This window comes from Anabaena sp. UHCC 0187, assembly GCF_009712035.1.
Classification (GTDB): Bacteria; Cyanobacteriota; Cyanobacteriia; order Cyanobacteriales; family Nostocaceae; genus Dolichospermum.
The window spans coordinates 404,531-426,294 of the sequence record NZ_VILB01000014.1 but is presented as its reverse complement, the minus strand read 5'-3'; the positions used below and the strand labels follow the sequence as shown (position 1 = coordinate 426,294).

Annotated in this window: 15 protein-coding genes and 2 pseudogenes; 8 read left to right on the top strand and 9 right to left on the bottom strand. The window is 37.2% G+C overall.

Translation table 11 applies throughout. From position 1 onward, the window contains the following. Positions 1–391 precede the first annotated feature (391 nt). A pseudogene (locus tag FJR11_RS18355) lies at positions 392–1,967 on the top strand (group II intron reverse transcriptase/maturase). Between the two features lie 177 nt (positions 1,968–2,144). Further along, on the top strand, positions 2,145–2,327 hold the full coding sequence (locus FJR11_RS18350) for a hypothetical protein (protein WP_174763110.1): 183 nt from the start codon (positions 2,145–2,147) through the stop codon (positions 2,325–2,327). 62 nt (positions 2,328–2,389) lie between these two features. On the opposite strand, the gene FJR11_RS18345 is transcribed toward FJR11_RS18350, so the two are convergent. The 7 genes from FJR11_RS18345 to petC all read right to left on the bottom strand — a co-directional run bounded on the left by FJR11_RS18345 (position 2,390) and on the right by petC (position 8,607). Further along, positions 2,390–3,268 carry an NAD(P)-dependent oxidoreductase gene (locus FJR11_RS18345; protein ID WP_168506248.1) on the bottom strand — a complete coding sequence of 293 codons (879 nt, stop codon included), beginning with the start codon at positions 3,266–3,268 and terminating at the stop codon, positions 2,390–2,392. Between the two features lie 696 nt (positions 3,269–3,964). Further along, the gene (locus tag FJR11_RS18340) at positions 3,965–5,149 is read right to left on the bottom strand and encodes a class I SAM-dependent methyltransferase (RefSeq protein WP_168506246.1); all 1,185 of its coding nucleotides are present in this window, start codon (positions 5,147–5,149) and stop codon (positions 3,965–3,967) included. 18 nt (positions 5,150–5,167) lie between these two features. Then, positions 5,168–5,707: a GAF domain-containing protein gene (locus FJR11_RS18335; RefSeq protein ID WP_168506244.1), complete on the bottom strand. Its 540-nt coding sequence runs from the start codon at positions 5,705–5,707 to the stop codon at positions 5,168–5,170. Between the two features lie 179 nt (positions 5,708–5,886). After that, complete coding sequence (locus FJR11_RS18330; protein WP_174763109.1) at positions 5,887–6,687, bottom strand: type 1 glutamine amidotransferase; 801 nt, start codon at positions 6,685–6,687, stop codon at positions 5,887–5,889. Between the two features lie 205 nt (positions 6,688–6,892). Beyond that, a complete protein-coding gene (locus FJR11_RS18325) occupies positions 6,893–7,399 on the bottom strand; it encodes a rhodanese-like domain-containing protein (RefSeq protein ID WP_168506242.1) in 507 nt (168 codons plus the stop codon). 80 nt (positions 7,400–7,479) lie between these two features. Continuing rightward, positions 7,480–7,848, bottom strand: coding sequence for a DsrE family protein (locus FJR11_RS18320; RefSeq protein ID WP_168506240.1), 369 nt, complete (start codon positions 7,846–7,848; stop codon positions 7,480–7,482). Positions 7,849–8,073: 225 nt separating this feature from the next. Next, complete coding sequence (petC, locus tag FJR11_RS18315) at positions 8,074–8,607, bottom strand: cytochrome b6-f complex iron-sulfur subunit (RefSeq protein WP_168506237.1); 534 nt, start codon at positions 8,605–8,607, stop codon at positions 8,074–8,076. A gap of 549 nt (positions 8,608–9,156) precedes the next feature. On the opposite strand from petC, the gene FJR11_RS23920 reads away from it, so the two are divergent. From FJR11_RS23920 to FJR11_RS18290, 6 genes and pseudogenes are all read left to right on the top strand, one after another. Continuing rightward, entirely contained in the window at positions 9,157–9,318 is a 162-nt protein-coding gene (locus FJR11_RS23920) for a hypothetical protein (protein ID WP_371417580.1), read from the top strand. Next, positions 9,293–9,493 (top strand): annotated as a pseudogene (locus FJR11_RS18310) (Photosystem Q(B) protein 1); the annotation flags it as partial. The gene FJR11_RS23920 and the pseudogene FJR11_RS18310, both read left to right, overlap by 26 nt. A 684-nt stretch (positions 9,494–10,177) precedes the next feature. Next, positions 10,178–10,960 carry a COP23 domain-containing protein gene (locus FJR11_RS18305; RefSeq protein ID WP_168506235.1) on the top strand — a complete coding sequence of 261 codons (783 nt, stop codon included), beginning with the start codon at positions 10,178–10,180 and terminating at the stop codon, positions 10,958–10,960. A 648-nt stretch (positions 10,961–11,608) separates the two neighbouring features. Next, positions 11,609–12,313 carry a peptidylprolyl isomerase gene (locus FJR11_RS18300; protein WP_168506233.1) on the top strand — a complete coding sequence of 235 codons (705 nt, stop codon included), beginning with the start codon at positions 11,609–11,611 and terminating at the stop codon, positions 12,311–12,313. A 56-nt stretch (positions 12,314–12,369) separates the two neighbouring features. Then, a complete protein-coding gene (locus FJR11_RS18295) occupies positions 12,370–15,363 on the top strand; it encodes a peptidase domain-containing ABC transporter (protein WP_168506232.1) in 2,994 nt (997 codons plus the stop codon). A gap of 106 nt (positions 15,364–15,469) precedes the next feature. Then, positions 15,470–17,089, top strand: a complete 1,620-nt coding sequence (locus FJR11_RS18290; protein WP_168506230.1) for an HlyD family efflux transporter periplasmic adaptor subunit — start codon at positions 15,470–15,472, stop codon at positions 17,087–17,089. Between the two features lie 139 nt (positions 17,090–17,228). Here FJR11_RS18290 and FJR11_RS18285 read toward each other — a convergent pair whose 3' ends face one another. Both FJR11_RS18285 and FJR11_RS18280 read right to left on the bottom strand, forming a co-directional pair. Further along, on the bottom strand, positions 17,229–20,900 hold the full coding sequence (locus FJR11_RS18285) for an Eco57I restriction-modification methylase domain-containing protein (RefSeq protein WP_168506227.1): 3,672 nt from the start codon (positions 20,898–20,900) through the stop codon (positions 17,229–17,231). A 205-nt stretch (positions 20,901–21,105) separates the two neighbouring features. Further along, complete coding sequence (locus FJR11_RS18280; RefSeq protein WP_168506381.1) at positions 21,106–21,720, bottom strand: heme-copper oxidase subunit III; 615 nt, start codon at positions 21,718–21,720, stop codon at positions 21,106–21,108. Positions 21,721–21,764: the final 44 nt, after the last annotated feature.

Below are 21,764 nucleotides of genomic sequence, written 5' to 3'. Positions count from 1 at the left end.
GGTTTCGGGAGGTCGAAGCTGGGAACAGGGCGCAATCAGACATCCGTTGTGGGGTGACACTGGTGCTAACGGGGATTTCCTATGGTGAAACAGAGCCTTAAAAAGCAACCTAATCCTGAGCAGGACACAACACCAAAATCCTGACTTTACTGGAGTTAATTCCCGCCGCATCTTCTTTGAATAGCGGTTAGAGTCCAGGGAATCCAGTGGTTGAATTGGCTACACCTAAAGGAATTAACAATCAACCGAGGGAACGAATAAAAACGGATTGAGGGTCTAAGGGCGGTCGAACCCTATAAGTAGGCTGGACGAGCAGCGGAACTCCCTCAATTCGGGTAGGATGCGAAGTAATTTTCGCAAGGTGTTCAGAATACACAAATGGTCGCAGAGCATGATTAGACACAGAGAAAACTCTAGTGAATCCTGGAAAACGTTACCTTGGAAGCAATTCCGTCGTAACTTATTCCGCCTACAAAAACGCGTGTACAAAGCTGTTCAAGTTGGCGACAAGCGCAAAGCTAAGTCCCTACAAAAGCTGATTCTGAAATCAACCGCAGCAAGATTACTGGCTATCCGTCAAGTAACACAGCTAAATGCTGGGAAAAAGACAGCGGGAATAGACGGAAAAACCGCGCTCTCATTCGAGCAAAGGTTTGAACTAAGTGAAAAACTTAGAACCGAATGCAACGACTGGAAACACCAGGGATTGCGTGAAATACCCATTCCCAAAAAGGATGGTAAAAACCGAATTCTCAAAGTCCCCACTATTGCAGACAGGGCATACCAATGTCTTATTAAATACGCATTAGAACCAGCGCACGAAGCAACCTTCCATGCCTACAGCTACGGATTTAGAACTGGACGCTCGGCACATGATGCCCAGAAAATCTTGTTCATTAACCTACGTTCTACGCTAAAAGGAATAGATAAGCGAGTCATAGAACTCGATATCGAAAAATGCTTTGACAGGATAAACCACACTGCCATTATGGATAGACTCATAGCCCCTTACAGCATAAGACAAGGAATCTTCCGATGTCTCAAAGCCGGAGTCAATCCAGAATTTCCCGAACAAGGAACACCTCAAGGTGGTGTGGTAAGTCCACTATTAGCTAACATCGCCTTAAACGGGATTGAAAGTATTCATAGATACCACAAGGATTCTAGACGAAGAATTACGGACAAAACCCCTAAGGAATATATTATTGAGCCATCAATTCGCTACGCCGATGACATGGTGATAATACTTAGACCTCAAGACGATGCCACAGAAATACTTGACAAAATCAGCCAGTTCCTAGCAGAGCGGGGGATGAAAGTCAGTGAGAAAAAGACAAAGCTAACCGCCGCGACAGATGGATTTGACTTCCTGGGCTGGAACTTCAAAGTCCAGAAAAATGGAAAGTTTAGATGTACTCCCTCAGTGGATAACTACAAGGCTTTTCGCAAGAAAGTAAAACACATCGTCAACAACTCGAATTATGGTGCTACCACGAAGGCTGAGAAATTAGCCCCTGTAGTCAGAGGTTGGAGAAATTACCACCGCTTCTGCAAGATGGATGGGTCGAAGTTTTCCTTATGGCACATCAATCACAGAGCATTCAAGGTATTCAACAAGGAAACGAAACAGAATCGCCATACCTGTAGGCAATTAATAGATAAGGCATTCCCGTCAGTTCCTTACTCCGAAAACAAACACATCAATGTCAGAGGTGAGAAATCACCCTACGACGGAGATTTGAGTTATTGGAGCGAGCGTAACAGCAAGCTCTATGACAACCATACCTCTAAAGCCCTCAAACGGCAAAACCATAGATGTGGACATTGTGGATTAAAAATGCTCAGTGATGAGAAGGTACATCTTCATCATGTTGATGGAAACCACAAAAATGGTAAATCTAAAAACCTTCTAGCCATTCACTTTCATCTGCCACGATTACATACACATGAGCAAACGCGAAAGCTAAGAACATCGGGAGCCGGGTGCGGTGAAAGTCGCACGCCCGGATCTAACTGAGAGGGGCGGGAAATAATATTCCCCCTCGACTCAACCAAAACGCGCAGAATTAACAGTCCAAAAGATTCACGCCATCGGACAAGGTACTTATACCAGTTCAGCACCAGCAGCTACAAGAACTACACCAGTGAATGAAACTCCCGTAGCGCCACCAACCTACAGCCAGACTAATTATGAATCAAACTATCCGACATCAGCACCAATGCCCCAGGTAACAGCCCCTCAGCCGACATACCAACCGGCACCTGTGCAGTCTCCATCACCTGTAGGAGTTACGCCAGAACCAGATCCAGATGACATCCCGTTTTAGTCATCACCTTTGTAGAGACGTTATTTGTAGAGACGTTCCATGGAACGTCTTTACAATCTTTTTCAACCTCCACTGACTTCACCCCATTCCCGAATTGCTGGAAATACGGATGAATAATCATCTTCTGGATAGGACATTTTCATAGTTGCGTGTAAGATTTGCCTTACACCTTCAATGCTGTTGAGATTCAAACCCAAGGATTTCGCTTCAGAGATAAATAAATCTATTTCTTTGATCAGTTGTTTTGTCGGTAAGTTGGCGTTAGTATAATTGCCATCTAACATCCGCCGCAAATTTTGATCAAATGTGGGAGCATAAAGTTTACTTTCACGCAGAACTTGCATAAACAAATCCACATCAATGCCTTGCAACTGGATATACGCTAGACTCAGAGCAAAGCTAGTTGTCAGAGAAGCAATGAGTTGATTGAGTGCCAGAGTCAGATTGGAGGCAGAACCCACAGGTCCTATGTATACAGGATTTTCTCCAAAATGTTGCAGTAATTTTAAGTGTCGTTGATACTGTTCTTCCTCTCCACCTACCATGACAATTAACTTGCCAGTTTGAGCTTCGGGAATACTACCGAGGACAGGAGCTTCTATATATTCACCCCCAGCCGCAACTACTGTATCTCTGATTTCTTGGCTTTCTAAGGGATTAATTGTCCCCATTTGAATGATGCTGCGTCCTGATAAAGTATGCCAAGAAGTATCGGTCAGAAGTACATGATAAATAGCTGCGGCGTTAGAAAGCATTAGCACTATACAGTCAGCAGCGCGGATGGCTTCACGGGGTTTTGTCACAATTTGCGCCCCTGCTTTCCGTAGCGGTTCTAATTTTTCTGGGGTGCGATTATAGGCAATTAGCTCTATATCGGCAGCTAATAACCTTTGAGCCATCGGTAGTCCCATCAATCCAGTTCCCAGAAATGCCACCTTCATGTTTTACGTTCCTTTGTCAGTGGTCAGTGGTCAGTTGTCAGTTGTCAGTGGTAATGGGTAATTGGTAATTGGTAATGGGAAAAAATTTATTACCCAGTCCTTTCAATTCCCAATTCCCATCGCTCTAACTAACAATTAAAAATTTCTAAAAAGCTTGTGTAATTTGCTTTTTTAATTTTTAATTGTTAATTTTTAATTCCGAGACAGCGGTACTAGCCTCCTGCGGCAAAAGTCACCATAATGATGACAGAAAGTAAGAGTCCGGGGGAAAGTAGAGTTACTAGCACTAACAGATCATGAGCAGTCATAATTATTCCTCTTTGCAGATTTTTGACTTTAATATAACAACAGAGAAGGTAGTTAGGATATCAATTGATAATGAAACTCAGACGACAAGAGAGATTACTGTTTCTTCCTCCTGACTCCTGACTCCTGACTCCTGACTCCTGACTCCTGACTCCTGCTATATCATCTCTGTTATGCTAGTGCAAACAAGGCTGATACAGGATTGTTAAAGAGATTTTTAAGCTTTCTCTTTGATCTCTACTCTGGTACGACATAAGCATTCAGCAGTCAGCCATCAGTTATCAGCTTTCTGTGAAATACAGCGAATTAAAACTAATTACCTGGTTGTAAATTTAAGGAAATAAACACTTCCTATTCTTAGCTGATTGCTGATACCTGATAGCTGAATGCTTAAGGTACGACTAATCCCTGAAGTGGTTGTGATGCTTCTTGTTCAGTTAGTCCCTGGCTTTGGACTAAAACTCCAAAATTGCCCAATCCCCCTGGGTTAATTAGTTGGTGTAATCCCTCCCGTCGTTGTAGCAACTGTGATATTGGTTGCTGTTGAGAGGAGAGTGCAGCTAACCTTTCACCTATTCCCAATGCCATCAAAAATAAACCTTGCTGCGTCCAACCCATGTTTTTGAGTCCGCACCGTTCACCCCAAGATGATAAGGCTGTAAAGTCAACATGGGCGGTGATATCTTGTTGCCCAATATTGATATAAGGATTATCATGATGACGATGCTGGTAGTAGCACTGGAGAGTTCCCTGCGATCGCCTGGGGTTATAATAACGATGAGCGGGGTAGCCATAATCAATTGTTAACACATAGCCGCGTTGCAAGCAGTCTGCCACTATACCCAACCAATTCAAAGCTGCTAAATTAATTTCACTGCGATAGCCATTTTCATAAGTATTTTGGCTTAAATCAATGCCCACTAACTTAAAATATTCTCCTAATTGTGGTGTTGATGGTTCTCCTGTTATTTCAATAAATATAGGTAACTCAGAATTTTCTTCCTCAGATTGTTGTTGAATCGTGACATAAATTTCTCGCAATTCCCCTGCTTCTACAATAAATTGATGGACTGGAAAAGCATCCACTAATTCATTAGAAAAACAGCAGCCAGTAAGGGATTTGGGGGGAATTTCTTCTAAGTTACACCAATCTACAGCAAAATCTTGTAACCGTTGTTGTTGTTCTTGTTTTAAACTTTGTGATTTTTCAACAATAATATATTTAACTGCGGTAAAAAAATCTGGGTATTCTTGCTTTATATAATTGAGAATATGAGATGCTAATATACCTTGTCCTGCTCCCATTTCTACCAAAGAAAAAGGGTTAGGTTTATCTAAAATTTCCCACATTTGGTAAAATTGCTTTGTTAGTAATTCCCCAAAGTCAGATCCCAGACTCGCAGATGTGAAAAAATCACTCCCCCGAAATCCGATTTTGACAGCATCGCTAGAATAATAACCATGTTCTGGATGATATAACACCATATCCATGTATTCTGCAAAGGTAATTCGTTTTTGAGAACTGGTAAGAATGTGATGGGCTATAATTTGACACAGTGGGGAATAGGAATCCATAAAATTGGCAATTGATTGTTAACTCTCTAAAATATTAGAGTCTGTGGCTAAAGTTCGCGCTCCTGTTTGCATCAATTCAATATCTGCTAAAGTCCAATTACGGGGATGTTGACAGTGATGCGCTACCAATAGTCCCCATAATCCTCTCGGTATCAAAATTGGTACTACTAAGTTAGCGCGAACTTGGATACTGCGAAGAAAATCACGGTGACAATCCTGAATTGGTTCTAATTCTATATCAGCGATCGCTCTGACTCGTCCTTCTAAATACAAAGCAGCATACTCATGGTTAAAACAATCGCTTGCGCCCGTAGAACCGAGAATTGAATATTCATCAGCACTCAATGATTCAAATGTTACCTGTCCTTGCCATTGTTCATAGAAATAATACAGGACTACCCGATCAACCTGGAGTGATTCTCGCAGTTGATTTGTCGTTTGTCTGATCAATTCATCCCGTTGCATTTTGATGACAAGACGATTAAGTAATTTTTGCAAACCCTGATTGGGGTGGTGACTTGAGCGATTTTCAAATTCTGGAAAAGAAGGAAGTTGCACAGATTTAAAATAATGACTAACTAAACAATTTCGGATTTCTATAGTAACTTATCAGACATTTTCAGTAAAATTGCTCTTATTTAATAAAGAAATAATGTAGTTTATTAGCCTGGTAATTGGTAATTGGTAATTGGTAATTGCATGATTAAACTTTTACCTCTTACCTCTTACCTATTTTTCTAACTAACTCCAGCCACACTGGGTGGCTTCACTTTTAAGCGTTTTAACATTGCTTCCCGTCCTTGCATTGCCAAGGTATCGTCTAAAGGTGAAAGTTTGATTTCTTGCTGATATTTCAACCTTAATGCGGTTTGAATCAACCAATCGGCAACGAAAGGATTTTTTGGTAATAATGGCCCGTGGGAATAGGTAGCGATCGCATTTTGATAAAACGCTCCTTCCGTGCCATCTTCTCCATTATTCCCCAAGCCATACACCACACGCCCTAAAGCTTCCACTTTCCCTAATGTCGTCCGGCCACCGTGATTTTCAAACCCGACTAAATAAGGTTTTGTCCCTGTCATGGCTTCTAGTTCTTGCGCTAACCGTGAAGCCGTAACTTCTATGACTAAGTTACCAATACATCTTTTAGTATTTTCACCAGGATGAATAGAAACTAAATCTAAAATTCCTAAACCTTCAATTCTTTGTCCAAAGGCTGGTTCATAATAATTTCCGAGAAGTTGAGGAGAACCACAGGTAAAAACGCCCGGCGTGCCATGTTCGATTTTATCTCGCATTGCCTCAGCTTTTGCACCTTGTAAATCCCGCATGACAATTTCTTGCTGACGATCCTGTGCGCCCCCACCAACAATCACATCTACTGATTTTATATCTTCTGCGGAGGAGTCTTGGTCTAAAGGTAATACATTGACATTATACCCCCGCCATTGAGCGCGGCGTTGAATAGTGATCACATTTCCGCGATCGCCATAGGTACTCATCAACTTGGGATATAGCCAACCAATAATAATTTCCATCGGTTTATAACTTATAAAACCTCTACTATAACGTTAGTAAGGAATAAGTTAAAAACTAATCATTTAAAAAGCAGATCCAACAGGCTTTTTAGGAATTTTTAATGGTTATAGCAATATGCACTTGAATGAGATACAGAATTTACCTAAAAAACCATACACCAAAGGACTTTCAACTCTGTTCCCTGTTCCCTGTTCCCTGCTATAGTTATTTTGGCAATGCTGTATTAGCTGCTTTCCAACCATTCATACTAGGTGGGAAACCTCGCACATTCTCATAGCCCAACAAGTGTAAAGACATAACCGCCATTGCGGAACGATAACCAGCGGAACAGTAAACTACTACAGGCTGTTTTTTCGGAATCTTGTCGAGGTTTTGCACCAATGTCCGTAGAGGAATATTGATAGCATTACCAATATGACCCAATATATACTCAGAAGGCTCTCTGACATCCACCAGAAAAATATTATCTTGTTTCAACAACTGTTGCAACTCTTCCACTTTTCCTACGGTGTAATAGTTTCCAGGTATGGATTTGAGATAATTATCCACTATTTTTTGCTCTTGAGCATTGGAAGTATCTACTACTGCCATTTTCTGCGTTAGTGATAAAGGCAATGCTACGGCTGATGAGTCATAGCTAACACCAAGAAAGGCATAAATAAATATGCAGAAACTCGATAAAATTACAGTTAAAAAACGTTGGATTTTCATGAGTGATTATTTACTGAAGATTTTTCTGGGAAAGTTCCATTATTTTCATCCGTTTTCAGTGATAAAAATGGGTAGTTGTATTAATAATTTAAAGACAAAATGCGTCCTTGAGTAAAATTAAAGAAAGCTTCTTTTTCAGCTATTTGTACACCCTCCATCAAATCTTCTAGTTGGTGGTTGGCAGCTTTTAAACACATGGGACAAACGCAGATTATAACGCCTTTTTTTATCAGTTTGGTTAAGAGGATGTCTGCTGATTCAAACTCACTAAATTCAATCGCTTTTCCATTTTTGAGAGGCACTTCTACACCTTTGATGTCCAAGAAAACTAAAACATCTTTATTTTCGGACATTTTTTCAGCTAAGGTTAATGCCATCAAAACCCGGTGGGAGTCTTCTGCACCTCTACTGATGTGGATAAACACTCCATCTTTGATTGTGGTTTCCATTAGTCAATACCTAGTTCATAAATTTTGATTGCTAATTAAAAAAGCCGTCAGCGGGTTGTTAACAAAGGGCATTAAACCCAGAATCAGTTTACTAGCTGATAGCTAATTAAAGTTCTCGAATCTTATTGTGTTATTCACTTTTATTTTGACTAGCAACTGTAATTTACATGATTTTTACCCCCGTATTATTGAAAATCAACTTAATTTATTGTTGAACAATAATTACTAAACCCACCAGGGTTTTTGCCCAGTCCGAGGATCAATTTCTGTCCAGGGTGAAATTCGGATATACTCTCCTTCCAAGTTCACACTAACAAGCTTGAGGGGAAGAGGTGCAGGACCCCGTACTACTCTGCCATCAGCATCATAGCGAGAACCGTGACAGGGACATTGAAATTGATTGTCATTGGGATTCCAAGGAAAGGTACAACCCAAATGGGTGCAATTATCAACAATTCCCCAAGGATGGAGAGTGCCATCTGACTGTATTGTGAGGTAAGTAGGTTCTGCCGCTAAACCTGCAACTAAGGCACGAGTTCCCACGGGTTCAGCCAAAATCTGGCTAGAAGGAATGAGATTTCCCTGAATATCTTTGGCAAGGATAGAACCATCTTCACTTCCTTCTGTAGGAGCAATAAAGAATTTAGCCGCAGGATATAACACGCTGCTGGCTGTAGTGGCCACCACTGCACCTGTAAGAAAGTTGAGTAATTGTCGCCTCGACATTGAGGGAGTTTCTAGAGGAAGAGTATTTGGCATAATTTTATACTTCTAATCTCCACTATAGTTATTGAGTGCTTTGGTTAATGTTTTGCTTCAGTCAGCACCCTTTACATTTTCATTATATTACTATTTGACAATATAATTAAGCAATAAATAAAATCTTTCTCAAAAATGATTAAAGGTTCTGTCCAGGTACAAGTATGCTCCTGCTATAAGCGGGAATGGCTTTTAGGTCTGGACTTGAACTATCAAGCCTGATTTTATTCATAATCATTATTTATAGCAGTCCGATTTGACTAATGAAACCACTCATAAGGTAGGGAATAGCTAAAGAACAGGCATAGATATGGACGGAATTTCTAAGCACAAAGGCTAAAATGAATTCTCATCTTTTTAGTAGTCATTAAACTGAAAGCCAAGCCCAGTAAAGGTTATATCCCCATTGTTATCCCTCAATCTCACTGTCTATAAAAATAATTTTAAAATAATATGAGAATCTACTCGACAAAGTATATAACCATGTAGTTAAATAATGAAATAAGGTTAACTTGCCTTGAACAACGATTAACCTCGGAATTAAATATTATGACTATTTCTCTGCAACAACGCCAAAGTGACAATCTTTGGGAGAATTTCTGCAATTGGATTACCAGCACTAACAACCGGATGTACATTGGTTGGTTTGGTGTACTGATGATTCCCGCACTTTTAACTGCAACCATTTGTTTCAAATGGTTTAAACTTTAATAATTCCGTTCTTAATGCTCAAGGTCGTGTAATTAATACTTGGGCTGATGTTATTAACCGCGCTAACTTAGGAATGGAAACAATGCACGAACGCAACGTTCACAACTTCCCCTTAGATTTAGCTGCTGCGGATATTCAACCTGTAGCCTTGGTTGCTCCTCCTATTCACGGTTAATTGGCTCTGAATTCAGTTCGTTTTAATTTCCTCAAAAACAGTGTAAGCAACCCAATTTAAAAATGCTTTGGGTTGCTTTTTTTATAACTTGTTAAGCATATATTTATCTAAATTATTAGTTATAGATCAAAACCAAAGATGGCGATATTTTTCTGAGAAAGATTTCCGAATTGTTGCAATATATTAATGAATTTCAAGTTTAGTAAACAGACAACACAAATAAAAAAACTCATGCTAGATTAAGGGCATGGTACAAAAAGGTTAAAAGTCAAACCTTAAATCAAAACTTTCTCATTAGAGTTTGTGCCTCCTGCTCTAGTGTCCCGGCAATCAATTTTAGGTTTTTGCTTCCTGTTAAAGTGTTTTCGCCTGAATCTCACCAAGTTGTTATTGGAGGTGTTGAAACTTACAGCCAGAAGTGCAACCAAGAATTAGAAATCAAGGAAGCGCAATTTGAGATCGGATTTAATTGATTGCTTGTCAAGTCCACCTCTATATTTTTGTATTGAACTACAACCTAATCAAGAAACCGCTGTAAGCTGCTGATAATCCTTCGTAGCTTGTAGCGGTTTCTCCTATGTATACTCAAAACAAAAAAATAGGTATTGTTAATGAATCAAAAATATATATTCTCCGTCAATAGAAATATCAGCTATCTACCTGTTTCTATCAGAGGTTATATTTATGTCATTACAATCGCTGCGGTTTTTATTGTTGAGTAGTCTTGGCTGTTCTTTATTTTTTGGTAATACTGTAGCTTTTGCTCAAGTTGTTGTTCCTACAGTTCCATCAGGTTCATCCACTACAGTTCCATCAGGCTCAACTACAGTTCCCTCTGGTTCATCAACCACCATACCGACTTCCACCACAGTTAACAGTAGCGCCAGGTTTAGTTGTCAATCTAACAATGGACAGTTTACAGTCATGTATCAGCCCCAAAGTCAACCAGGACAATATTTTGCTTGGGCTGCACCTCAAAACTTAGGGGGTGGTTGGGATGCCCAAAAACGTTGTGAAGCGATTGCCACCCGTTTAGAATTATATCGCCCTGATGGCTTACAAGAACTGCAAATAGCTGTAGAAAATAACGAAAATATTATTTGTGTCACAACGGAAGCTCAACCCAGTTGTCGAATTGTCTTGACAGTACCCCGTGGCAAAGATCCCTATACAATCCGTAATAGTGTATTCCAAAACCTAACTACTGCTGATAGTGGACAACAAACTATTGCTGTTAATACCTACACTAATCGTAACAGAGGTAATAGAGATAGCTTATACAGCCTGGGACAAACGCTTCTAGGCGGTAAAAATCAAGTTAGTTCTTCCAAGAATGGGATTAATTTAAAACCATATCTTGATCCTCAAGATGGTGGTACTGGTAGAAGTTTAAAGAATGGAGTAGGAATTGGACGTAATATTCAACGCCAAGCTCCCAGCCGTCTAAATCCTGGCAAATTTCGTTAATTAAGATCATTTTATCGGTGAGGAGACAGAGAGGATCAGGGGATTTTATGTGCAATCCTGTAACTTCTGACTCCTCAACTCGCCAGTATTTTTGTGACTATATTTACCTTTTTAGAGAAATTAAATTTACCTTTAATAATTTTTATCCTGTATTCAACTATTAGGTGTTGTAATTATTTTTCAGATTAGATTGATTTTTCAAGATTAGTTAGTAAGTCAATAACCCTGAAGTTCTTGGTTATCTAATTCAGGCTGATGATTCGTAATTACATCCTATTCCCTATTTTTCATCACCTGTCATCTATTACCTAATCAGCGACTTAGCTGAGTAAAACTATGCAATAGTGAAGATTGACAAAGCTGGACGGAGTATAAGTGAGGTTGATATGACAAATTTATCAATTCATGGTATTTTAGTACAATAATATGCAAATATCAGCACTCCGACTCAGTAACTTCACATGAACTTTACAAAATTAACTTCTGATTTTGGAAAAATTAAGGATATGTATATACACACTTAAATCAAAGCAAAGTAAAGTTGCAATGAATTCCACAATCTTAACCTAAAGATAACGTGGTTAAAATCTGGTTCTATTATCTTTTCAAAAGAAGTTAACAATGGTGGCAAATCTGATCACAAACAATATGAATCAAGTTCTACAATTGGGCGATCGCACCCTTCAGCCTTCCGAAGTTTTATCATTATTGTCCCAATACCAGCTATTACCACTATTAATCAAGGAAATTATCCTTGATCAAGCAACAGCAGAAATTGTCTGTACTCCAGAAGAAGAAAAACTGGCCTGTGAACAATTAGCCCAACAATATCAGGGAATAGAACAACAGGGAGAAAGTTTCCAGCAATTAAAGATGATGGCCACCCGCTCTATTAAACTGGAAAAGTTCAAAGAAACAACATGGGGAGGGGATTTAAACTCTTATTTCTTCCAACGGAAAGGCCAGTTGGATAGGGTGATTTACTCTCTGATTACTACCACGGAAATTGGCATTGCTCAAGAAATTTACTTCCGTATCCAAGAGGGTGAACAGTCTTTTGCTGCCTTAGCGCGGGAGTACGCCCAAGGCCCAGAAGCTCAAACTGATGGCTTAGTTGGTCCCATAGATTTACAATCACTCCATCCAACATTAGTAAATATCCTTTCCAAAAGCCAACCACAGCAACTATCACCACCAACTCAAATCAATAATTTGTTTGTAATTGTCCGATTAGAAAAGTTACTACCAGCCCAACTAGATCGTTCTATGCGTCAACGGTTGTTGAATGAAAGATTTAATCAGTGGTTACAAGGACAAATGAAAGAACAAACATGGCAAATTCAGACATCTTAAATCGCCATTATCAAACTTTTAGTAAATATAAAGTAAAATAACTAACTTCAGTAAACATGACTTATACGAAGAGTACATTTGAAGATTTCATTGCCACTATTGAAGGGTTTGATCAATTATCAACTGAGGAAATTAGCAACCTCTTATCATCACAAATATTACAACCTTTACGCTATCATATTGGTCAGAAAATTATTGGAAAAGAACAACTACCAGAACGGATAGCTATTCTGTATCAAGGTAATGTCAGACTCTTAGGATATGATGCCCAAACCCAATTACCAATTACTTTAAAATTGCTACAACCAGGGGCAATAATTGGCGAAATTGGTTGGTTGCGTCAGATTCCTTGTGAAACAGCCATTGCTTCAACAGAAGTAATCTGTTTAACCTGGAAAGCCGCAGATTATTTACAATTTATTGCTCAAAATTCAGCCTTTGCTCAAGCTCGTCAACACCAAAGTCACGTAATTGAAGTATTTGATGTTTTGAGTTCACAGATAGCCCAACAAGCTTTAGTAAATCACAATCTCAAAGACATTACTCAACAAGTCTTATTAGGGTCAAAAGTTCATTATTTATCACCAGGAAAAACTTCCTTACAGGAATTAGAAAGCAATCGGATTTGGTTTGTCAGTGGTAGTAATTCTTTAACTAATTTAATGCCTGGTTCTCGCATAGTAACGGAAGTAATTGAAGTTAAAGGAAATGTTCCTCTCCGGTTATTGGGTATCACTCCTACTGATTTATCATTGCTTAATCCTTTTCCCACACAGTCAGAAATATTAGAAAATATATCAGATAGCACAGTAACCTTAGAAATTCCCTACGCACCAGAACCAGAATTTATTCCCCCAGCTACATCAAACAAGTCATCAAAAAATCCAAACTATCCATTTTTTCGTGGACAAGGAGAATTAGATTCCAGTCTGGCTTGTTTTCAAATGCTATCTAAGCATTTAGAAATTCCCTTTCGGAAAGAAGTAGTCCGGCGGATTTTACATGATCAAATTAAACGCCAAGGTAGTGTATCTTTTCAACTTTGCGCTTATTTATCAGAATTAATTGGACTTAAATCCCAACTAGTTGACGTTCCCGCTGTTTCTATCAACCGCATACCCACCCCAGCATTAATTCATTATCGTGATAACTTTGCTGTTCTCTATGCAGTAGACGGGAAAAAAGTCGTTTTAGGTGTACCATCTCAAGGTATTATCAACTGCCAAATTGATAAATTGGTGGAAGAACTAGAAACCGATGAAACTAACTTACAACCACAAATTAGGGTGTTGTTGCTTAGTGCAACTAAAGAAACACCTAAAGAAAGATTTGGTTTAGCGTGGTTTGTTCCCTATCTATCGCGTTACCGTCGGGTGCTGATAGAAGTATTTATTGCTTCCTTCTTTGTGCAATTAGCTGCCCTAGCCAATCCCCTAGTTATTCAGCTAATTATTGATAAAGTCATCGTCCAAAATAGTATTAGTACCCTAAATGTTTTAGGGGTATTACTATTAGCCGTTGGTGTATTTGAAGCCGTATTAACTACATTGCGGACTTACTTGTTTGTAGATACCACCAACCGCATTGATATGAGTTTAGGGTCACAAATTATTGACCACTTACTCCGCTTACCACTGCGCTATTTTGATAAAAGGCCAGTTGGTGAACTATCAACAAGAATTAACGAATTAGAAAATATTCGTCAATTTCTCACGGGTACAGCGTTAACAGTGGGCTTAGATGCCCTATTTTCCGTAGTCTATATAGTTGTCATGCTGTTTTACAGTTGGCAACTAACTCTAGTAGGATTAGGGACAATTCCTCTATTTGTGTTAATTACATTAATTGCTGCCCCAACCGTAAGCAGACAATTAAGAGGTAAAGCTGAACGTAATGCCGAAACTCAATCTTATTTGGTTGAGGTAATGTCAGGTATTCAAACAGTCAAAGCCCAAAATATTGAATTGCGAACCCGCTTTTCTTGGCAAAAGAAATATGCTAAATTTGTCGCCGCTGGCTTCAAAACTGTTATCACTTCCACATTAGCTAATTCCACAAGTCAGTTTCTGAGCAAACTTAGCAGCTTATTAGTTTTATGGGTGGGAGCTTATTTAGTTTTGAAAGGAGAATTAACATTAGGAGAATTAATCGCTTTTAGAATTATTTCTAGTTACGTTACTACTCCAATCTTACGCTTGGCACAAATCTGGCAAAACTTCCAAGAAACTGGTTTATCTTTAGAGCGATTAAGTGATATTGTGGATACACCCCAAGAAGCAGAAATAGACAAAAATAATATTCCTCTTCCTGCCATTGTTGGTGCTGTTAAATATGACAATGTTTCCTTCCGATTTGCTGCTAGTGGACCACTACAACTTAGTAATGTGAGCGTCGAATTTCCCGCAGGTAAATTTGTGGGCATTGTCGGACAAAGTGGTTCTGGCAAAAGTACAATGATGAAATTACTGCTCAGACTTTATGATACAGAATCTGGCAGAATTTTAGTTGATGGTTACGACATTGCCAAAGTAGAACTTTATTCTCTCCGACGACAAATTGGTGTAGTTCCCCAAGATACTCTCTTATTTGATGGCACAGTTCTAGAAAACATTGCTTTAACTAATCCTGATGCTACAACGGAGGAAGTTATTGAAGCTGCTCAAATTGCCGTTGCTCATGAATTTATTATGAGCTTGCCTAATGGTTATAATACGCGAGTTGGTGAAAGAGGATCAGCCCTTTCCGGTGGACAAAGACAGAGAATTGCGATCGCTCGTTCCGTCTTACAAAGACCTAAATTATTGGTTTTAGACGAAGCCACCAGCGCCCTAGATTATCCCACCGAAAGACAAATTTGCCTTAACTTAGCTCGCGCTTTTAAAGGTAGCACCGTCTTCTTTATTACTCACCGTTTAAATACTATTAGTAATGCGGATACTATCGTCGTCATGGATAACAGTAGAATGATAGAACAAGGTAATCATCAAGAACTTATGGCGGCTAAAGGTCATTATTTCTACCTTTATCAACAACAAGAAATCAGCTTGTAACTTGTCAGTTATCAGTTGTCAGTTGTGTAAATAAAATTCCACTGATAACTGATTAAAGATAAAATTAGACACCACTAAAATATTCAATCTAAAATCCGAAATTATTATGACTCAACTTAATGGTAATTACACCAACGGAAATGGCAACGGAAACGGAAATGGTAATGGTAATGGTAATGGCAAGGGATTAAATAGAGATACACAAGTATTAACACCCCTCAAACCAGCCCCCAAAGCCGCTCCCAAACAGCCCAAAATTGATTTTAATTTCGATAACTCCGAGCAATCTGTAGTTTTACGTCAATCTCCAATTTGGTCACGAACCATCATGATTACTCTTATGGGATTAGCTTGTTTTGGGATTACTTGGGCTTGTTTAGCAAAAATTGAGCAAGTAATTCCGTCCACAGGTCAATTAAAACCAGAAGGAACAGTCAAAGACGTACAAGCTCCTATTAATGGAGTTGTGAAATCACTTTATGTGAAAGATGGAGACGAGGTAAAACCAGGGGATTTATTATTAACTTTTGATTCCATTGCTACTTTAGCAGAATTGAATTCATTGAGTAAAATTCGGATAGCTTTAATTAACGAAAACAATATTTACCGTCGCTTAATGGGAGCAAGTACAGGAATAGATGCTGAAATAGAATTCTTAAGGAGTAGACTACCAGGAGAATCAGCTTTTCTGCTTAAAAGTCGTGCTTCCTTAGTAGCAGAAAATGATTTATTACGTTCTCAATTAAGAAGTACACCGGGAATTGCCGGGATAGGAATTGATGAACAACAACTACTTGACGTTGCGAAAACAGAATTAAGATCACGTTCCAAAGCCGCAGATTTAGAAGTTGAAAAAACCAGAAAACAACTCTCTCAAACTAAATTAAAACTCCAAGATACTAAAAATGGTTTGGCAATTCAAAGCCAGATTTTAGCTAGTCTCAAAACCTTAGCTGAAGAAGGTGGAATTTCTAAACTGCAATATCTTAATCAACAACAACAGGTACAAACTCTCGTAGCAGAAATATCACAATTACAGGAAGAAGCAAAACGTTTAGAATTTGATATTGATAAAGGAAAAGAGCAATTAACCAATACAGTTGCTAGTTCTGATAAAGGTATTCTAGAAAAAATAGGTGCTAATAAACAACGCATTGCTGAAATTGATAGTCAATTTATGAAAGTCATTTTAGACAATGAACAACGTTTAGCAGATATCAATAGCAAAATATCCCAAACCCAATTAAACATTAGATATCAAGAACTCCGCGCCCCCGTAGCCGGTGTTATTTTTGATCTTCAGGCTAAAAATCCGGGTTTTGTTGCCAATTCCACCCAAAAATTACTGCAAATTGTTCCCAAAGATAGCCTTATAGCAGAAGTTTTCATCACTAATAAAGATATTGGTTTTGTCAGGAAAGGTATGAATGTAGATGTGAGAATTGACTCTTTTCCCTTTAGTGAATTTGGCGATATCAAGGGTAAGGTAATTGATATCGGTTCAGATGCTTTACCTCCCGATCAAAATCATCAATTTTATAGATTTCCAGCCAGAATCAAATTAGATAGACAACAATTAAGTCTCACCAATCAAGAGAGAAAAATATCCTTACAGTCGGGGATGTCTATTACTGCTAATATTAAAGTCCGGGAAGAACGCACAGTCATGAGTTTATTTACGGAAATGTTTACGAAGCAAATTGAGAGTTTGAATGAGGTTCGTTAGGGATTTTTCAAAGACTTAACCTAGATGTGTAGGGGTTTAGCAGTGCTAAACCCCTACCTATTGCTGCTGCTAGTAGCAACGGATATGAATTTTTATCTCGCAGAGACGCAGAGGCACAGAGAGTGAGAATTTGGGATATTTATCCTTCTATAATTTTAATCTCTTCTGCTGTTACTTCGTAAAGTTGATACACTAGCTGATCTATTTCTGTTTCTAATGCGGTTGTATCTGCTTTTGGATCTGCTTTTTTAGAAGTGAGGATTTGATCAACGAGGTAAACAATATTTATATATTCAGGCTTATATTCAGGAACTGGAAAAGTTGATAAAGTTTCTGTATTAATTTTCGGAAAAGCGGTTCTGTCTAAATTCACATTTTGGGACTTTAATACAGATGCACAAAGTTTAGAACAAATAATTGCTAAATAGAATTTAACATTTATTGTGTTATTTTTAGGTTTTAATGTAATCACATCTGTATTACAGATCATAGTTTCATCTGTATAAGTTGCATCTAATGTTTTTTTGGAAACAATTCTTTGAATTAGGATTCTTTTCCCTTCAAATATTGATATTGAACGTGGAGCAGCTAAATTTTCCCCATACTTTACATAATAATCATCAATTTTAAGTCTATATTTTTGAATATTTCTTGCTCTTAGTAGTCTAATATAGCTTTCTTCTATTTTTAATTCAGATTCATAAATTTTATTCTTAGCATCATTTTTACTTTGTGAAGGATTTCCTTTTCCTACCTCATATAATTTTGCTCCAAACTTTAAATCAAATAAATTTCCTATCAAGCTTTCTGCATTTATTTTAATTTTGTCTTCAAATGATAAGGTTAGTTCTGGATCTAAATTTGAAATAACTATTTTTTCATCGTAGCTCCAATTAGAAAACATAACTGCATCTAATCGCTTATCAATTGTAGAAAGATCACGATCAATACTACGGATACGTATTTCTTGATTATTTGATTCTTTATTTGAGAACAATAATAATGTTTCAACTACTGCACTTTCAAAAATACTATATATATTGATAATATCTGTTGTTTGATTCTCTTTAAATAGAAATTCTCTCAGCTTTTGATCATATTTAGTTGCTAACCAATAATTTGGAATTATCAAGCAAAGTTTTCCTTTAAATTTTAAAAGATTTATTCCCAGTTCGCTAAATATTCCAAAAGTATTGATTTGATATTCTGTAGTTTTATACTTTTCATAATAAATTGCTTTTTCTCTTTCAGATAAATTTTTAGATGGTACATAAGGAGGATTTCCAATTACTACATCAAAACCGACAAACACACCCTCATTATTCAAAACTTCAGGAAACTCAAAACGCCATTCTAAAGCATTTTCATAAATCTTACCACCTTCTATTTCTTCAATCTCAACCCGTAACTTATCAATCTCATTATTTAACTTAGCGATTTTTTTCTCCCGCGTCTTTTTCTCAGCTTTAGTTTCCTCAAACAACAAAATTTGATTCTCTAAATTAAAAAGTTCACCCTCTAATTTTCTTAACTTAGTTTTATTTGGATCACTTGCTTGTAATGTTGTTTTAAAATTACCTTTAATATCATTAATCAATCTTTCCATTTCCCGCTTTTGCTCTTTATTTTCCGCATTGCGGTAAGTTTGGACAGCATTTCTATAACTTTCTATACTGTATTTATTTCTATTTAAAGCCGTTCTCAAATCAGCATCTAAAGAAAACTGACTAATTAAAGAATTACCCTCTTTAATATTAATATCAATATTCGGTAAAGTCTCCAATTCTCTCATTTCCCCCTCTCCTCCTAGGAGAGGGGTTAGGGGAGAGGTTCTATAATAAGCATTTTTCAACAGTTCAATCCATAACCGCAACCGACATATTTTGACAGAGTTGGGATTTATATCTACACCAAATAAACAGTTTTCAATAATCGTTTGTTTTTCATGAAAGAGAGTTTCTTGAACTCGTTGACTTTCCTTGCTTTTAGGATTATATTCAAATAATAACTTTTCATCATCAATCACAATCAATTCATCATTGACAACTTCAATATCATATTCTTTTAATCTTTTACCTTCCCTATCAAGTAAAATCTTCAATTCGCTTTTAATCGCAATAATTTCATTCAAAGCCGAAACTAGAAAATGTCCTGAACCCACAGCAGGATCACATATTTTCAAACTATTGATAATTGTATTAGCTTCTTTTCTATCTTCTATCTTTTCATATAAATCATCAATACTTTCACAATTCCAACCTTTAACTTCATTAAACTTCTGTATAACCGCTCTTCTAATTGTTTCCCGACACATATACATAGTAATAAAACCGGGAGTAAAGAAAGAACCATCTTTATAACCGTTAATTTTCTCGAAAATCAAACCCAGTACAGACGCATTAATTAACCTTTTATTCTCCTCTTGAATTTCTTCCCCATTTTCACTACTAAAATCATAAGCGTTGAGAAATTCAAATAGATATTCTAAAGCATTAATTTCACCAATGCGTTTTTTTCCGTTGTTGTCTTTTAAGACAGTCGCGGGGAAAATTTCTAGGTTCTCATTTCTAAGATTCTGAATAAAAATAGTTGGTTGTTCCATATCTGTAGGTTCAAATAAAGAACTATTCAAATAAGGAACATGAGAGAATATCTTTTTTACAGTTTCGTTTCTTTCGTTTTGTTTGCGAGCTAATACGCTGAAGAAAAGACTGTTAAGATCATGATAATTTTGGACTTTCTCTAAATTCAAAAATCCGAAAGACAGATCATTTTTATTATATTTGATTAATTGTGCTTCTAATAATTTCAGAAACAGGATTCTATTTACCCAAGTAATTGCTAATGCTAAACCAACGTTAAAAAGTTGTTCTGGATAAGTTTCTCCAAATTGTTCGGGTTTTTCCAGTTGAGAAATTTTATCTAAACTATCAAGTTGGATAATTGCATTTTCAATTAGTGAACCTGGATTTCTCTCATTTTCCTTTTTGCGTTGAATGAGTTTTTTACCACCGTCTTTAATTTCAGTTAAACCGATAATATGTAATAATTCGCTATAAAAATCTTTGTCAAGGGTATTGCTATCATTAGCAAAAGGTAATTTTAATAAATGTTCTGGAGAAAATAACTTAAACAGTGGAATTAATTTATGATCATGGGGATTTTCTCCAAGTTGTAAATATTCCTGATGTTCTCGAATATCAAAATATGTAAAGGGAATTTGCTCTTGAATTTCCGCAATAGCAGGTTGAGCAATTTCCTTATAAAAGAAATCTGTTTTTTTACTTGTTAATCTTCCTTCTGCAAAATCCGTAAATTGCTTAACCAGAGTTTTATTTTCAATAAATGCTTTTTCAAAATCATTTGCATCAAAAATAAACCATTCATAAATATTAGTAGCTATTAAATATTTAATTTCTATATTTTTCTCTGTTAAACGTTCTCTGAGAAAATATAAAACCAATTCTTGAAAAGCTTTAGTATTCAAATTATCAGTTTTGAGCATTTCGCTTTTATTCGTTGGTTTTTTAAATTCTAAAATTACACCAACACTGGTTTTAGCATCTTTACCATTATGAATAACAAGATCATTTCGTCCCTTAGTATTAATAAAATGATTTGCACCATAATATGTGTTCTTCAAAAAATCGCCAATTAGGTTTTTATGAAACTCCTCCGATTCAGCTTCATTAATTTTGTCAATTAGACCTTGCAGATTCTTTTTAAAATCCTCAATCTCATTTCTATTAGGTTTAACCTTGAGAAAGGCTTTATTTAATGATTCTCTGGGCTGCATTTTATGTAAATTCATTTATTTTAAATCTTTATATTGTAGGTTGGGTTGACGCAAGGAAACCCAACAAAATATTTGATAATTTTGATCATGTTGGGTTGCGCTGTCGCTTAACCCAACCTACTTACTTATACCATAAAGAATAATCAGTACAAACAAAAAAACCCCCAAAAAGGGGGACTGTAGGTTATTCGAGTGGAGTGAACAACCAAGTAATAAATACCTAGAGTAAATAGAGTAATCCGAATAAAATAATCCAAATTACGTCTACAAAATGCCAGTAAATTTCCGCTGCTTCAATCCCGAATCGTTTTTCATTGCTGTAGTGTCCGGGAGTACGCGATCGCCACAAAACTGCTAAAATTGCTAAAACGCCGATAGTAACGTGCAAACCGTGAAACCCAGTCAACACATAAAACGTACTAGCGAATAAATTGGTAGTCAGACCAAACTCCAAATGAGTATATTCATAAACCTGACCTGCCAAAAAAATCGCCCCCATAACTGCGGTAATTGCTAACCAAATCCGCATTCCTTTCGTATCATTCTTTTTAATAGCCGTATCAGCATTGTGCATGACAAAACTGCTGGCTATCAAAATAGAAGTATTCACAGTGGGTAACAACAATTCCAAATCCGGTGTCCCTACCGGCGGCCAGACCGGAATAGTAGAACGGTAAGTCAGGTATGCACCAAACAAACCCATAAAAATCATCCCTTCAGCCACAAGGAACATAAATAGACCAGTCAAACGATGATCTGGATGTTCCTCATGATGAGAAACGCCCGCATGGTGACTTAATTCAGTTTTCGCCGTGTCAATAATTTGACCTTGCATAAATTTTAAAATTGGTAATTGGTCAAAAGTTTTTGGTGCTGCCG

What these genes read in the sequence shown, in the direction of transcription:
- FJR11_RS18325 (WP_168506242.1), bottom strand. Translation starts at nt 7,399, where the DNA reads ATGAAAATCCAACGTTTTTTAACTGTAATTTTATCGAGTTTCTGCATA.
- FJR11_RS18295 (WP_168506232.1), top strand. Translation starts at nt 12,370, where the DNA reads ATGACTTATACGAAGAGTACATTTGAAGATTTCATTGCCACTATTGAA.
- petC (WP_168506237.1), bottom strand. Translation starts at nt 8,607, where the DNA reads ATGCCAAATACTCTTCCTCTAGAAACTCCCTCAATGTCGAGGCGACAA.
- FJR11_RS18300 (WP_168506233.1), top strand. Translation starts at nt 11,609, where the DNA reads ATGAATCAAGTTCTACAATTGGGCGATCGCACCCTTCAGCCTTCCGAA.
- FJR11_RS18330 (WP_174763109.1), bottom strand. Translation starts at nt 6,687, where the DNA reads ATGGAAATTATTATTGGTTGGCTATATCCCAAGTTGATGAGTACCTAT.
- FJR11_RS18280 (WP_168506381.1), bottom strand. Translation starts at nt 21,720, where the DNA reads ATGCAAGGTCAAATTATTGACACGGCGAAAACTGAATTAAGTCACCAT.
- FJR11_RS18290 (WP_168506230.1), top strand. Translation starts at nt 15,470, where the DNA reads ATGACTCAACTTAATGGTAATTACACCAACGGAAATGGCAACGGAAAC.
- FJR11_RS18320 (WP_168506240.1), bottom strand. Translation starts at nt 7,848, where the DNA reads ATGGAAACCACAATCAAAGATGGAGTGTTTATCCACATCAGTAGAGGT.
- FJR11_RS18345 (WP_168506248.1), bottom strand. Translation starts at nt 3,268, where the DNA reads ATGAAGGTGGCATTTCTGGGAACTGGATTGATGGGACTACCGATGGCT.
- FJR11_RS18285 (WP_168506227.1), bottom strand. Translation starts at nt 20,900, where the DNA reads ATGAATTTACATAAAATGCAGCCCAGAGAATCATTAAATAAAGCCTTT.
- FJR11_RS18340 (WP_168506246.1), bottom strand. Translation starts at nt 5,149, where the DNA reads ATGGATTCCTATTCCCCACTGTGTCAAATTATAGCCCATCACATTCTT.
- FJR11_RS18305 (WP_168506235.1), top strand. Translation starts at nt 10,178, where the DNA reads ATGTCATTACAATCGCTGCGGTTTTTATTGTTGAGTAGTCTTGGCTGT.
- FJR11_RS23920 (WP_371417580.1), top strand. Translation starts at nt 9,157, where the DNA reads ATGACTATTTCTCTGCAACAACGCCAAAGTGACAATCTTTGGGAGAAT.